Raw genomic sequence first — 14,734 nt, 5'->3', positions numbered from 1 at the left:
CTTCCACCCTTGCCCTTCTTCGCGACCGAGGAGATGTCCATGGAAACTACCTGGCTGGCCCAGGCCAAACGCTTGCAAGCATTGGCCTCCACGGGGCTGCACTTTTGCACCGATGATTTCGAGCGCGAACGCCTGGAAGAAATCGCCGAGATTGCCCACAGCATGCTGGCACAGCTGGGCAACGTGCCGCTGGAGCGCATCACCGGGCTGGTGTCGGATTTCGCCCAGCGCTATTCGACGCCGATGATCGACGTACGTGGCGCGGTGATCGAGGGTGAGCGGATTCTGCTGGTGCGCGAGGCCACCGACGGTTGCTGGGCGCTGCCCGGTGGTTATGCCGATATCGGGTTGTCGGCGGCGGAAAACATCATCAAGGAAATTCGCGAGGAAGCCGGGCTGAGCGTTACTGCGCGGGCACTGTATAGCGTCACCCACAAGGCCAAGGGGCTGTACCGGCCGGATGTGCGGGATTTCTACAAGTTGTATTTCCTGTGTGAACGGGTGGATCAACTGGCGCCGGTGGCCGGGTTCGAGACCACCGAGGTGGGCTTTTTCAGCCTGGACGAGCTGCCGCCGCTGTCCCGTGGGCGCACCATCGAAAGTGATCTGGAGGCGGCGTTCGCCTTTCATCGCGGCGAGACCACGCAGACGCTGTTCGACTGATCCAATTTGTATCACTGCTGCACCGCTTTCGTGCCCGACTGGGCACAACGAACACTCCCGCCTGCGTTCCCCGCCTGTTTGGCTATAAATACTGTGCACAGTGCACAGCGACAACCGTGCGCCTGTCACTGCCGGTGATTTGGCACGCCCGGTGCAACAGGCCTGCGTCACTCATTCAGGGAGCACGCACATGACGCAGCAAGAACCGGGCAACGATTACCCCTTAAGCGAAGTCCCCATGCATGCGCGCAAAGGCCTGGCGTCGACCGCCATGGTGCTGCTGGGCTTTACCTTTTTTACCGCGACCATGTTTGCCGGCGGCAAGCTCGGGGTGGCGTTCAGTTTCACCGAGATGCTCGGCGTGGTGGCCTTGGGTAACCTGCTGTTGGGTATCTACGCCGCAGGCCTGGGTTACATCGCGTTCAAGAGCGGGTTGAACTCGGTGTTGATGGGCCGCTTCTGCTTTGGCGAGGTGGGCAGCAAGCTCAGTGACTTGATCCTCGGGTTCACCCAGATCGGCTGGTACGCCTGGGGCACCGCCACGGCGGCCGTGGTGCTGGGCAAGTATTTCGAGCTGAGCCAGGGCAGCGTGCTGGCGTTGATGGTGCTGTTCGGCCTGGTGTTTTGCGCCACGGCCTACGTGGGCTATCGCGGGCTGGAGATTCTTTCCTACATCGCGGTGCCAGCCATGGGCCTGTTGCTGTTGCTGTCGATGTGGGTCGCCACGGTGAAAGTCGGCGGGCTGGATGGGCTGCTGGCGGTGGTGCCGACCGGCGAGCTGGATTTGTCCACGGCGATCACCCTGGTGTTCGGCACGTTCGTCAGCGGCGCCACCCAGGCCACCAACTGGACGCGGTTTTCCCGCTCGGCCAAGGTCGCGGTGCTGGCCAGCCTGATCGGGTTCTTTATCGGCAATGGTTTGATGGTGCTGATCGGCGCCTATGGCGCGATCGTCTACCAACAGCCCGACGTGGTCGAAGTGTTGCTGCTGCAAGGCTTTGCCATGGCGGCAATGGCCATGTTACTGCTCAATATCTGGAGCACCCAGGACAACACCATCTACAACTTCGCCGTGGCCGGCTGCAACCTGCTGCGCACCAAGCGGCGCAAAACCGTGACCTTGGCGGGTGCGGTGATCGGCACCTTGCTGGCGTTGCTGGGTATGTACGACATGCTGGTGCCGTACCTGATCCTGCTGGGCACGGTGATTCCGCCGATTGGCGGGGTGATCATGGCGGACTTCTTCTACCGCTGGCGCGGCCACTACCCGCGCCTGGCGGATGCGCGCCTGCCAGCCTTCAACTGGGCCGGGCTGGTGGCGTACGCAGTGGGTACCGTGCTGGCGTTCAACTCGCCGTGGGTCGCGCCGTTGGTGGGCATCGCTGCCGCGTCGCTGACCTACGTCGCGCTCACCGCCGTGCTGCGCGTGCCTTTGGCTGATGCCCGGGCATGAGCCTGACCATTGCGGATGTACTGGCGTTGCCGGGACTGGAATCCATGCGCCTGCGCGCCGGCGCTGCCGCCCTGGATAACGTCGTGCGTTGGCCTTATGTGGCGGAAAACAGTGGGATCGCCGAGTGGGTGCTGGGCGGTGAATTGGTGTTCGTCACCGGCATCAACCACCCACGGGATGAGGCCAACCTCCTGCAACTGCTGGACGAAGCCTGCCAGCGCCAAGTGGCCGGGTTGGTGATCCTGACGGGAGCGGCGTATATCCAGGCAATTCCCCAGCGCTTGCTCGACGCCGCCGAAACCGCCGGCATGCCGCTGATCGAACAGCCCTACTCGCTGAAAATGGTACTGGTGACCCAGGCGATTGGTTCGGCGCTGATCCAGTCCGAGCAACTGGGACGCTCGCGGCACGACGTGCTGGAGCGCTTGCTGAGCGGGGATTATCAATCCCTGGATTTGCTGCTGCATCGGGCCGTGCAATTGAATATGCCACTGGCCGGGCATTGGCAGGTCGCCCAACTGCAATTGGAAGGCAGTGAGTTGCTGTTTGCCCAGGGTGACGCGGCACAGGTGGAGGCACAGCTGGCGCGGCAACACGACGGTATCAGTCGGCGCTTGCGTCAATTATCGGCGGTACTGCCGGTACTGGGGCGCGCCGGACAATGGACCCTGCTGCTGCCGGCACCGGATGCCGTCACGGCCTTGGCCAACCGCCAGCAACTGGCCAACTGGCTGAACCCGCTCAACCTGCGCCTGGCGCCGCTGAAATTGTTTATCGGCCTGAGCGCCGCTGCACACCCACCCGCGCGCCTGGCCCAGGCGCAGGACGAAGCACGCCAGGCATTGGTGGCGGCACGACGCTTCAGCGAGCGTGCCGGGCTGTGCGTGTATGACGAACTGGGCGTGCTCAAGCTGCTCAGCGGTGTGCGTGATCGCGCCCTGCTCGACCAGTTCCTCAATGAACGCCTGGGCCCGCTGCTGCGTCACGACCTGCACCACGGGCCCAGCCTGATGCCGACCCTGGAAGCCTGGTTTCACGAGAATGGTAACCTTGTGGCTGCCGCCCAGCGCCTGGCCTTGCACCGCAATACCCTGACACACCGTGTCCAGCGCATCGAAGCCCTGTGCGGTCTGACACTGGATAACGCTTATGACCGCCTGGACATCGGCATCGCCCTGATGATCTGGCGGCTGTCTGCCTGATTGTTTTTAGCCAAGAGGAACTTGCCCATGCACATCATCAACGCCCGCCTGCGCAACCGTGAAGGCCTGCATGATCTGCACCTGGAACACGGCCGGATCGCCAGCATCACCCCACACACAACAGCGCCGGCAGTGGGGCCCAATGACTTGGACGCAGCCGGCAACCTGGTGATACCGCCCTTCGTCGAACCGCACATTCACCTCGATGCCACCCTCACCGCCGGCGAACCACGCTGGAACATGAGCGGCACCCTGTTCGAAGGCATCGAGTGCTGGGGTGAACGCAAGGCCACCATCACCGAGGAAGACACCAGGACCCGCGCCAAAAAAACCATCCAGTCCCTCGCCGCCCACGGCATCCAGCATGTACGTACCCATGTCGATGTCACCGACCCCGACCTCACGGCGCTCAAGGCCATGCTGCAAGTGCGCGAAGAAAGCACGCACCTGATCGACCTGCAAATCGTCGCATTTCCCCAGGAAGGCATCGAGTCATACCGCAACGGCCGCGAACTGATGGAAGAAGCTATTCACCTGGGCGCCGATGTGATCGGCGGCATCCCCCACTTTGAATACACCCGCGACCAAGGCGTGAGTTCGGTGAAGTTCCTGATGGACCTGGCCGAACGCACCGGCTGCCTGGTGGATGTGCACTGCGACGAGACCGACGACCCGCACTCACGCTTCCTCGAAGTACTTGCCGAAGAAGCCCGCAGCCGCGACATGGGGGCCCGCGTCACCGCCAGCCACACCACGGCCATGGGTTCCTACGACAATGCCTACTGCGCCAAACTGTTCCGCCTGCTGGGGCACTCCGGGATCAGCTTCGTCTCTTGTCCCACCGAAAGCATCCACCTGCAGGGTCGCTTCGACAGCTTCCCGAAACGCCGTGGTGTCACCCGGGTCAACGAGCTGCTGGAGGCCGGCATGAACATATGCTTTGGCCAGGACTCCATCGTCGATCCCTGGTACCCGCTGGGCAACGGCAACATCCTGCGCGTGCTGGAAGCCGGTTTGCACATCTGCCATATGCTCGGCTACCGCAACCTGCAAAGCGCCCTCGACCTGGTGACCGACAACAGCGCCAAGGCCATGGCCCTGGGTGACCGTTACGGCCTAGAAGCCGGGCGCCCAGCCAACCTGCTGATCCTCTCGGCCGACAGCGACTACGAGGTGATTCGCAGCCAAGGGCTGCCGCTGTACTCGATTCGCCACGGCAAGGTGTTGATGAAACGCCAGCCGGCGCAGGTAGAGTTTGTCTAAGCACCCAGGTCAGACGATTGAGTCGAGATCCAGCGGCTGTGCCCTCCCCAGCTCACTTTGCGCAGCGGGAGGGATGCTCGCGACCTGAGGCAACGCCTGATTTTCACGATGGCGGAACCAGCGCTTGAGACTGGGTTGCAGGTTGGAGGAGTGGCTATGGCTGCCGTAGACATCACGCGCGTCAAGACGACGCCAGCGCAGGGTTTGCAGGCGTTCGCGACTGGTGTGCAGGCGGTCGATCTCAGCGTTCAGCGGCTCATGGTATTCATAGGCACGGTCGTTGGCCGGGCGCTGTCGAGCCAGTTCACGCCGCTTGTCTTGCAGTTGCTTGCGCATGGTCGCAAGGGCGTGGTCGAGCAGTTCAAACTCCCGTTGGGTCACCAGAGGACCGTTGCTATCCACCGCTTGTTGCCAGCGACGCAACGTCGCCCAGGCGGCCGGGATGTAGCTGGCGGTCATGAAATGCTGCTTGTATTGCACCAACTGTTTGATCAGGCCTTCGCGATCGGGCATGTCACCGCGCGTTTGCCATGCCCGGTTGCGGCCGGCTTCTTCAATGGACTCGCAGCCCGGCTTCCACAGCACGGACGAATGCGTACCGTCCGGGAGCATGATCGGCATGAAGTGCTGTTGATCGCCGTGGTGTTGGTAGGGGTTGCCGCCAATACGCACCAGGCCGGCGGCGAACAACAGGCCCCCGGCCGTGGGGGCGCTGAATAGCGTGACGGCACCGGGGATCCAGAGTTTGGCGGTGGTGTTCATCCAAGGGGCCGGGACGCTGGGGACCGGGTCGTTGTGGTTGACGATGCGGTGGTGGACCAACGTGGAAGCGCCGGCAGTGAATTCGGCATCGGCGGCGCGGGGGGCGCCGTAGGTGTAGAGGAGGATGTTGTAGTGAGCGTCGGAAATTCGGCGCAGCCCCTCAGCCAGAAGCAACGCGATGGCGCCGCCAAGGCTGTGACCACATATAACTATTCGTTGCCCGACATGAAACTGGTCGAGGTATCGCAGCACGAAGTTACGTACCGCTCGGTAAGCCTGATAAAACCCCTCATGCGCCTTGCCTACGCCATCGATGAAGGGTACTTGATGGGCGTTGGCATCTCGCAATCCATCAGATGGGCTGGCGGTGCCACGCACCGCAATCAGGATGACCTCATCGTGGTGGGTTATGAAAGCCTGGGTATCAGTACCGCCTTTTTCGTCATCAAAGAAGTGCAAATGCGCAGGGTGTTCCTGTTTTTCCTCCAACTCCGGACGATTTTGCGGATACAGCTCAGGATCGAAGGGCAGAATTTCAAAACGCCGAGAGTAAGGGACATCCTCATAAAGCGGATAAAAACGTCGCACTTGCTCCGGATCAACTCGCCAGGCCTGATGAAACCCAGATAGTTGTTCAGCAAACAAATTTCCAACGCTGGGATCCAGTGGAAAGCGCACTTGATCAAATGGTTTGTCCGGGGGCTCCTGGCCAAAATCGCAGTAACTCAACGCCGCAAACAGTGCCAATTGGTACAGATTCAAAGCACAGAAGCGGTCTTCCGTGGATAGCATTGGACGTAGTGCTCGCAGTGGACGTACTTCGAGAACGGTGTGATTGCTCGGGAACAACACCACCCCTGATAAGGAGGGTTGGGACGGACCGAACCCCAGATCAGCCATCATTTTTAGTGCATGGCGTTTGGGGCGGTAAGCAGTGGGTGTCACGGCAGGTAGATGGGAGCCCTGACGAACCAAGTCACTCACCTCAACCTGATAAAAGTGGTCAGCTTTCTGCCGCGCAGAATTGCTCTCGGTTTGCTCACCGCTGGATTTTGAAAACTTCGTTTGTTCAGCTCTGACCTGAAGGTCGGTGATAGGTAACGGATACTTTTCTCGCCTCTGCAATGTCGAATAGTAGCTCCCCAATTCTTGATACATAGCATCGAAAACCAACACTACAGGACCACGGCAGTGCCCCTCTAATCGTACAAAACCATCGCCATTCAACCGGCCCGCGTATCGCTGCCCTGCACTGTCAACAATTTCGTACTTGAGCCCTCCATAAGCTTTCCCGTCGCCGGACTCGTCCACCAGACAAAAACTCAGCCAGTCTCCACGCAGCGTACAAGCGGGCATTTTTTCGTTAAAAAACGGTTTTTTCCATTGTTCCATCGTCATGCCTGAACATCCTTATTCACTGCAACTTGGATATATGTCACATACACGCCCATCGGGCATTTTGAAGGATTTGAAATCTTTAGTGTTCCCCTCACAAAACGCGTACTGGTCCTCAAAACTTTTGCCTCGACAGCGTTTCCATCCTTGAGGAAAACGAATCCAGTTATCGCCCATATAAGGTCGTTCCTCACTAATGAGGCTCAGCTTTATCAGTACTTTTTTCCCACCCAACTCATCTCGCGAAAAAACACCGTTCGAGTGAGCTTTATATCTTTGCTCTGTAGCGCCCAGCGAATTACAGTTCAGAACCTTTCTGATCGCATGTATCGGCCCCACAGTCCGAAACAACCACTGACATTGCCAAGACAGTTCTTGAACTCCCGACTCCGGCATTCCAGGCCTATCACCCTCCAGACGATCCCGAATCGAAATCCCCGCGATATCCCCCCCAACATCCGAATCCCGCGTACCCCACTTAGCGTAAAAATCAAACTCCACATTGCGTAATACCAGCGGACACCCCTGTACCGTTTCACTCAGCGGTAACTCATAACTCGCCCGACTTGCCACCGGTTTGTACTCGGTAAAAAAAACCTTCCGCTCCGGCCTCTTGCCTCGGCGCCTTGGCAAGGTGCAGGTCTCACCCGTTGCGGGCCCGTAGTTGGCGGCAGTTTTAAGTTCAAATTCCGCCGGTAAATCCACCTCCAACGTAAAGCGATCAACCGGCTTCATCGCACATCCCGAAAGTCCCGCCATCGCCAGCGCAAGCAGCACGCCCCATACACGCTTACTCATCCTTGTTCTCCAACATGAGCCACTGCTGCTTAACTCGTTCAAAGTGATCCTGCGGTGTTTCTCCAACCGTCGGCTGCCAACGAATCCCACTGCTGCGGGTGGCCTCTTCCAGCCGTCGCACGACCAGAAACTCCAGCTGTTCCGGCTGGCTCCATCGCCAACTGCGAGCCTGTTCCAACACTTGGGTCAGCCAGACCCTGGGGTCTTGGAATTCAACCAATGCCGCCAGATCTTCACTGTGTTCAGCCAGCAGGTAACGCAGGATATTGGCGTGCAGGATGGCGCTGGCATTCGGGTTGGGCGTGTTCAGCCAAGGAGCTGGCTCGGGCACCGGATAGTCACCGGGGGCAGGGTTGTCACCACAGTGCCAACTGCCTTCATGCCAGTAGCACACACTGATCAGTGGGCCGAGGAATGCTGGCCAGTGTTCAAGGCCCAGATGGTTCAGTGCGCGCGCCAACGTACGATTGTCGTGAAGGCGGTACAGCGTCCGGTTATTCTCCGGTCCGACCAGCAGCCGGTCGCGCCAATGCCGGGACATGTCCGTCAGGTCCGCGTCTGGCAAGCTGCCCAGCCAGCCCCAATTCATCTCTGGTTCTTGCAGAAGATCGAGCAACGCGGGCTCCCCTACCTGATCCAGCAACAGGATCACGGGGCCAGCCGTGGCCATTTCCGCCAGTGGGGTTTGTGCGTAGAGGTGGCAGTACGCCGGAAAACCGCGTGCCGCCAACATTGGCTGGCACGCTGCGTTATTCCCCTCAAGCATCAGGCACAGCCTGTGCCCCGCCTGTTGCTGTTGGCTCATCCATCGGCTTGGAAGGTTTTCCATCAGGCTGCCCTCCCGCCGACAGTGCAGAGGCCTTCGCGGCAGTCCTCGCATAGCGGGCAGAAGTCCGCATCCAGTTGCCTGGCCAAGTGCATGATGGCGCCCTGTGTGGCGGAGATTTTCGGGCTCTGCGCAACCAACAGGGCGTTCGCAGACCCGGTCGCGGACGGGGTTCCACCGAGGGTGATGGGCCGACTGCTGAAAATGCCGCCTGCCTGGATCACCAGGTGCTCTCCGCCGGCCTTGAAACTCAGTTGTACGCCCGCGTCGATCACCAGGCTGGCGCCGGCCTTGAGATGCACCTGTTGCCCGGCTTCAATCACCAGGGTTTGCCCGACATAGGTCCGGCTGTCGCCCTGCACGTCCAGATGATCGCTGGCCTTGAGCACAACCTTGCGGTCACCGGTGACGTGACGATGCTCCTCGCTTTCCAGGTGCGCCGTACTTATCCCTCGAATGATTTCACGCCGCTCACCGGCCACTTCCAGGCGACTGTCATGCCCCACCTGCTGCTCCAGGTCCCGCTGGGCACGAAGGTAGATGAGCTCCTTGCCACGGCGGTCTTCCAGGTGCAATTCGTTGCCGCCGCCTCCGCCCGGGGTGCTGCGACTGCGCAAGACGCTGCGGGTCTTGTGTTGCGGCAAGGAATAGGTCGGCATGTGCAACGCATTGGCCAGGCAACCGTTGATCAATGGTTGGTCCGGGTCGCCCTCCAGGAATGTCACCAGCACTTCCATACCCACCCGCGGGATCATCGTTGCGCCAAACCCGTCTCCGGCCCAACCCGATGCCACCCGCACCCAACAACTGCTTGTGTCATCGCTCTTGTCCAGTCGGTCCCAGTGAAACCGTACTTTTACCCGGCCGTATGCATCGCAATGCACCTCCTCGTCGGCAGGCCCGGTCACCGTGGCGGTCTGGGTGCCGTGGATGGTCGGCTTGGGGTGCTTGAGAGGGGGTCGATACGGCGCACTCCAGGGTGTCGCGGTGAAACGGTTGCGATACCCCTGGAATGCATCCACCTCACCTGTCCCATCCTCCAGCACCTGCGGTTGATAACCCTCGTGACGGACCGAAGTGATCAACCATAAATCATTGCAGGCCGGATCCGGATGGTCGTGCAGCTCAAGAAAATGCCCACTGCGCAGCACCGCTTGGTCGCTCCTGCCCAATGCCCGATATCCGCCGATCTGAAGGCGCTCCAACCCCCTGCGCGCCAGGCGCGCGCCCCGTGCATGGCCGGTAAATCCAGCCGGGTAGCGGTAGTCCTCAAGGGGTTGCGCTGAGGCAGAACCCGCGCTGTCTTGCAGACATAAGGACGGATGCTCGAAGTCATGATCACGACGCACCGTTTGCTGGCTGCGGGTCGCCAGGCGTACGTCGAAACGCTGGATAACCCGTGTCTCGGCCAGCGGCCCGCCGGCAGCTGAATAACGCTGCGCAGGCAGGCGGTGGAACACGGTCTGGTCGTCGCCAAACACCAGCACATGCTGGTGCTCGCTGTGACGGAAGTGGTAGTGAATGCCCTCCTCTTCACACAGCCGCTGGATGAAATGCAGGTCGGTTTCCGCGTATTGCACGCAGAACGTCCGCGGCGGGTAGACCACCGGCCCCAACTCAAAGGCATAGCGGTCGGCCAGGATGCCGTGGTGTTCGAGGACTGCCGCGATGATCTGCGGAACACTGCGCTGCTGGAAAATCCGCTGGTCGCGTCGATGGGCAAGGTAGGCGAGATGCGGCGCCAACGTCAGGTGATAACGGGTGAGCCGCCGCCCGGGATCATCGCGGCCAATCGCGTAAACCTGCCCGTGCAGGCCTTCATTGGCATCGCCAAAAACCAGGTAGGCAGGCTGGTGGAGCAGTGACTCCAGGTCCAGTGAAGGGTTTTCGCTGACCACCTGCACCTGGATGAAAAACGGCTGATCAAGCACCTCCTGACCGTTGAACGCCAGTACTTGAAAGTCAGTCTTTATGCCTGGAAGGATTAATTTGAAACGTGACGAAACAAACGCGTTAACCATCCGTTGTTACCCGCCAATATCGATAGTTATTACCGGACTGAGATACCTCCCCCGCCAAACATGAAATAAGTTGCCGAGGAAAAGCGCCTGAACGCCTTGAAGCTTAGCGTTTCCAGGAAAAAATCGGCCCCCAAAAAATAAAAAAGAAGTTTCGTACGACTGAGATTGAAGTGTCTTTTACAAAATAATAAATCAAGTCAATGAGCCACTTCTCAAACATAAGAAATGCCCTACACCAACTTTTATCTGATCAATTAATTAATAGCGAAACAGCTGACACCCACTCAGGGCGTCAACTGCTCAAAAGACTTCATGTCCGAGGCCGTGCAGTCCCGAACAGACTGACGCTCAGCAGCGTATCGACCTGGGTGTGCAAACGTACCGGCGCAGTGCCACCCGGCATCACCACCGCGACTTCACCTCCCTCAACCCAACCCGCTCGCCACGCCGCACAGGCCACGGCACTGGCGCTGGTGCCGGAGGACGCCGTGGGGCCCTCTCCCCGCTCGAACACCCGGGCAACCACCCGGTTGCCGGATTGCCTGGCGACCCATTGCAAATTGACTCCGGCCAAGCATGGCTCGCCGCTTCCTGCCGGGGGGGCGAAGGCAATCGCCTGCAACGGTTCGAACAGCGCTGGCTGTTGCATCTGCAGATTGTCCGGCAAGGCTGACATGTGTTCGACCAGGGTCACACAATGAGGATTGCCCACACGCACAAACTGACTGTGCGCCCACTGTGGGTTGATTGCCGACAACGCCTTCACATGGCTCAGTTCAATGTCGCCTTGGAACACCTGCTCAACCCCCTGAGCACCCACGGCCGACGGCCCGAACCCGGGCAACCCCAATGCCAGCCAGAATCCAGAGCGGTGCTCATAGATGGCAGGTTCGACCCGAGTCACCAACGGCGACACCCCGTCAGGCTGGTCATGATGCACGCGCAAATCACAGGCCTCGGTCATCAAGCCCTGGTCAGTAAGCGCCTGGGCAAAAATCGTCAACCCATTGCCACTGCGCTCGGCCAGGGAGCCGTCGGTGTTCACGATCAACAGGTCAAACGGCGGCTCGGCCTGGAACGGGCCCACCAGCAAGCCATCGCAGCGGTGGGCCTTGGCATTGGCCGGGCGCGGCGTCGAGCCCCACTCGCATTCAGACCTTATGGCCGATGCAGCCCAAGCCTCGCGAGTCCTCGCGGCCTGCGCCGCGCTGTCGGGCACCTCGATACCCCGCTGTCGTAGGAACGCCGGGCTGGCGACCCCGTAAATGTTGCCACGTGCGTCATAGAACTGGGTCATGGCGCCACTTGCCTTGCAATCTTCATCGGTGCGTCCGCTCGGTTGCCTACAGGGTTGGACCAGCAGCGTATTACACAATGCAGGGTGTGTGGGAGGCGGCCTGGAAGGTGGTAATCCACCGTGAAAACCCGGGGGTTCACCAGCTCCCACAGGGATTACACACCTTCCAGAACGCCTTCCGCAAAGACACTCCGTGTGTGGTTGCCAACGCCCATGGCGTTCCAGAATTGCAAAAAAACTCATCGCCGCTGATCTCGGGGGGAACCCGGCTCGCCCCCCAAGGCCTGATGTGCAAGGATGTCGCGCCGGACATCGTTCGCTGAACGCAAAACCAAGGATTTTTTCATGACTGCCATCCCCACCTCAGCACCCGTGGTTCCCGGGCGGCTGGAACAAATGTCGACCCGTATCGCATTTTTCATCGCCGGCTTCGGCATTGCTGCCTGGGCGCCGTTGGTGCCATACGCCAAAGCACGCGCCGAACTGAGTGAAGGCACTCTGGGCCTGCTGCTGTTATGCCTGGGGGTGGGGTCTATCATCGCCATGCCGGCCGCCGGTGCGCTGGCGTCTCGTTATGGCTGCCGACGCGTGCTGAGCGCCGGCACGATCATGATATGCCTGGCCTTGCCCATGCTGGCCACGGTCAGCTCGATTCCGTTACTCATCGCCGGATTGTTCCTGTTTGGCGCGGGCCTTGGCACGGTGGACTCCACGGTGAACCTGCAAGCGGTGATTGTTGAGCGCGCCAGTGGCAAAACCATGATGTCGGGCTTCCACGGCTTGTTCAGCCTGGGAGGGATCGTCGGCGCGGCCGGGGTTGCCGGGCTGCTGGGGTTGGGTCTGTCACCTCTGCACGCGACCCTGGTGGTGATCGTCATCATGGCACTGGCGCTGCTCAAGGCCGGGCCCCATTTGTTGCCCTATGGCAGTGAAAGTTCGGGTCCGGCATTTGCGATCCCCCACGGCGTAGTACTGTTCATCGGCTGTCTGTGCTTTATCGTGTTTTTGGCAGAAGGCGCCGTACTGGATTGGAGCGCCGTGTTCCTCAGTGCCGAACGCGGTCTGGACGAAGCTTACGCCGGCCTGGGTTACGCAGCCTTCGCCCTGACCATGACTGCCGGGCGCCTGACCGGCGATGCCATCGTGCGGCGCCTGGGCGCGACCCGTGTGATTGTGATCGGTGGTGCACTGGCCACTGCTGGCATGTTGCTGGCAACATTATTGCCAGCCTGGGAAACCGCATTGCTGGGGTATGCGCTGGTAGGTGCCGGTTGTTCGAATATCGTACCGGTGCTGTACACCGCCGTCGGCAAGCAAACGGTGATGCCGGAACATATTGCCGTGCCTGCCATCACGACCTTGGGGTATGCCGGGATTCTTGCCGGCCCCGCAGTGATTGGCTTCATTGCCCATGGCAGCAGCCTGAGCAGTGCCTTTGTGCTGATCGCAGTGCTGCTCGCCGGTGTGTCCCTGAGCGGCAAGGTCCTCAAGGTATGACCCCCGCACATCAGCGCGCTTTGCGGGCCTTGTCCTGTTCCAGCCAACGCTCGAGGCTTTTGTTACTGAGCCAGCCGTCTTTTTGCGGCAGACCAAACAATCGTGTGCCGTTCGCACGTATCAGCGAAGGCAGCAGACCAGGCCGCTCAAGAATGTTCTTCGCCGTGTAGACACAGAGCTCGCTGTACCTGGGCCGAGGCATGCCGGAGGAAGGATCCAGCACAGGCGCACCCTCTTGATCAACGGCATGCGGGTCCTGCATGACGGCCTTGAGCATGGCGATTTCAACGTACTGGTGTTGTTCAAAGAAGAACGTCCGATCCTGCGATTTATCCCTCAATTGTTCGAACTGGCCCTGCAGGGCCAGCACCACCTGGGTATTGCCCTGGGCATGGAACGGGTCCTGGCTGAACACACTTGGTGAGCTGTTCCCCTGTAGCGTTTGGGCTGCCGCCCTGAGACTGTCCCGGGTGATATCGCCGTCGCGGCTCAAAATTGCATCGCTCAACCGCGGGCGCTTGAGAATCTCGCTGACCACTTGAATCGTCCGGTCCAACTCCTCGCTTTTCCCCATACGTTCGTCTGCAACACGCTGCAATGACGAGCAGGTCAAACGCCCGTCGTTCAGGAAGGGGTACAGCCTGCCAAAATCTTTTTCCAGGCCCAACGCCAGTTGGCTGTCGGTGGACGTTACGCCGGGCTGGGCGAGGTTCACGCGCGTAGCAGCGGGCAGGTTCTGCAGCGCTCGCTGGCGCAGCACCGACATTGTTCCGCGCAGCACCAGAGGCAACCGCGACACGCCGTCGAGGCGCGCAGGAACAGCCCCCTGTCAGGTTTCAGAGGGCGTGAGCGGCGCTGGCACTGTAGACCGTAAAGCCGGCTCATCCAGTGCCAAGGGCAGACCATGAGGGGGTGCACCCTCGATCGTCATGGGTTTTCTCCAACGCGTTTCCGATACATACCTGCCCGGTGATCACCACCCCCAGACGGAATCAGCGAATGGATTCCACCGGCAAGCACCCCATGTGTGGTTGGACAAACACAACAGTTCCGGACAACCGATGAATACCAATGACAGCATGTAAACAACGACCAGAAGGTACGGTGATTCCCACCCTTACCGACGCAACCAGGTCGTCAGGCTATTGATCAGCCTGGAATATCTGGGGGGCTTGGCGTCGTCACTCGCCATCTGTCCGGTCGCGAGCATGCCCCGGGAAAAGTCTTCCTCGACCGGCGCCTGGAATTGGCACTGACCGGCGAAAGCCCTCATGCGCCTGGCTTCGACAGCATGCACATCGGCCAGGGCCGGGGGCTCTTGCGCAACGATGGCACCCGTGGGCACAGTCGGATCGCCATCATCCGTATTGCGAAAGAGCTCATGACAGCTGGGCTGGGGCGGGTGAAACGAGCTTGACGTCATTTGCTAGCTCTCCATACGGAATCTGAAAGCCGACCGGTTTGATCAAGGCCGGTGCCTATGAACGACTTGGTCAGTCGGCGTAAACAGTTCCTGACAAAATTGAGCCAGGCACCGTCATTCAGCGGCGGCGCCTG

General features: G+C 60.3%; 11 protein-coding genes. 5 read left to right on the top strand and 6 right to left on the bottom strand.

The window, feature by feature from the left end:
- The first annotated feature begins 39 nt into the window (after positions 1-39).
- From BLW22_RS07835 to codA, 4 genes are all read left to right on the top strand, one after another.
- Positions 40-663: an NUDIX hydrolase gene (locus BLW22_RS07835; protein ID WP_027603137.1), complete on the top strand. Its 624-nt coding sequence runs from the start codon at positions 40-42 to the stop codon at positions 661-663.
- 190 nt (positions 664-853) lie between these two features.
- Positions 854-2,116, top strand: coding sequence for a cytosine permease (gene codB / locus BLW22_RS07830; RefSeq protein ID WP_065939378.1), 1,263 nt, complete (start codon positions 854-856; stop codon positions 2,114-2,116).
- Positions 2,113-3,318 (top strand): PucR family transcriptional regulator, encoded by a 1,206-nt coding sequence (locus tag BLW22_RS07825; protein ID WP_065926933.1) that lies wholly within the window; start codon positions 2,113-2,115, stop codon positions 3,316-3,318. The genes codB and BLW22_RS07825 overlap by 4 nt, the downstream gene beginning before the upstream one ends.
- Before the next feature lie 27 nt (positions 3,319-3,345).
- Positions 3,346-4,581, top strand: a complete 1,236-nt coding sequence (codA, locus tag BLW22_RS07820) for a cytosine deaminase (RefSeq protein WP_074845287.1) — start codon at positions 3,346-3,348, stop codon at positions 4,579-4,581.
- Between the two features lie 9 nt (positions 4,582-4,590).
- Here codA and BLW22_RS07815 read toward each other — a convergent pair whose 3' ends face one another.
- The 5 genes from BLW22_RS07815 to BLW22_RS07795 form a co-directional block, all read right to left on the bottom strand.
- Positions 4,591-6,741: a lipase family protein gene (locus tag BLW22_RS07815; protein WP_074845284.1), complete on the bottom strand. Its 2,151-nt coding sequence runs from the start codon at positions 6,739-6,741 to the stop codon at positions 4,591-4,593.
- A gap of 12 nt (positions 6,742-6,753) precedes the next feature.
- Entirely contained in the window at positions 6,754-7,536 is a 783-nt protein-coding gene (locus tag BLW22_RS07810; RefSeq protein WP_074845281.1) for a hypothetical protein, read from the bottom strand.
- Positions 7,529-8,365 (bottom strand): DUF4123 domain-containing protein, encoded by an 837-nt coding sequence (locus tag BLW22_RS07805; RefSeq protein WP_074845278.1) that lies wholly within the window; start codon positions 8,363-8,365, stop codon positions 7,529-7,531. Before BLW22_RS07805 ends, BLW22_RS07810 begins: the two co-directional genes overlap by 8 nt.
- Complete coding sequence (locus BLW22_RS07800) at positions 8,365-10,383, bottom strand: type VI secretion system Vgr family protein (RefSeq protein WP_074845275.1); 2,019 nt, start codon at positions 10,381-10,383, stop codon at positions 8,365-8,367. Before BLW22_RS07800 ends, BLW22_RS07805 begins: the two co-directional genes overlap by 1 nt.
- A gap of 310 nt (positions 10,384-10,693) precedes the next feature.
- The gene (locus tag BLW22_RS07795) at positions 10,694-11,680 is read right to left on the bottom strand and encodes a diaminopimelate epimerase (RefSeq protein ID WP_074845273.1); all 987 of its coding nucleotides are present in this window, start codon (positions 11,678-11,680) and stop codon (positions 10,694-10,696) included.
- Between the two features lie 345 nt (positions 11,681-12,025).
- Here BLW22_RS07795 and BLW22_RS07785 point away from each other — a divergent pair, with 345 nt between their 5' ends.
- Positions 12,026-13,177, top strand: a complete 1,152-nt coding sequence (locus tag BLW22_RS07785; RefSeq protein ID WP_074845269.1) for an MFS transporter — start codon at positions 12,026-12,028, stop codon at positions 13,175-13,177.
- 10 nt (positions 13,178-13,187) lie between these two features.
- Here BLW22_RS07785 and BLW22_RS07780 read toward each other — a convergent pair whose 3' ends face one another.
- A complete protein-coding gene (locus BLW22_RS07780) occupies positions 13,188-13,958 on the bottom strand; it encodes a type III secretion effector protein (protein WP_235865576.1) in 771 nt (256 codons plus the stop codon).
- Positions 13,959-14,734 lie beyond the last annotated feature (776 nt).

Origin of the sequence: Pseudomonas marginalis, from assembly GCF_900105325.1 — a bacterium.
GTDB lineage: Bacteria > Pseudomonadota > Gammaproteobacteria > Pseudomonadales > Pseudomonadaceae > Aquipseudomonas > Aquipseudomonas marginalis.
Note: the sequence above shows the minus strand (reverse complement) of the source record. Positions and strands in the feature narration are given on the sequence as shown.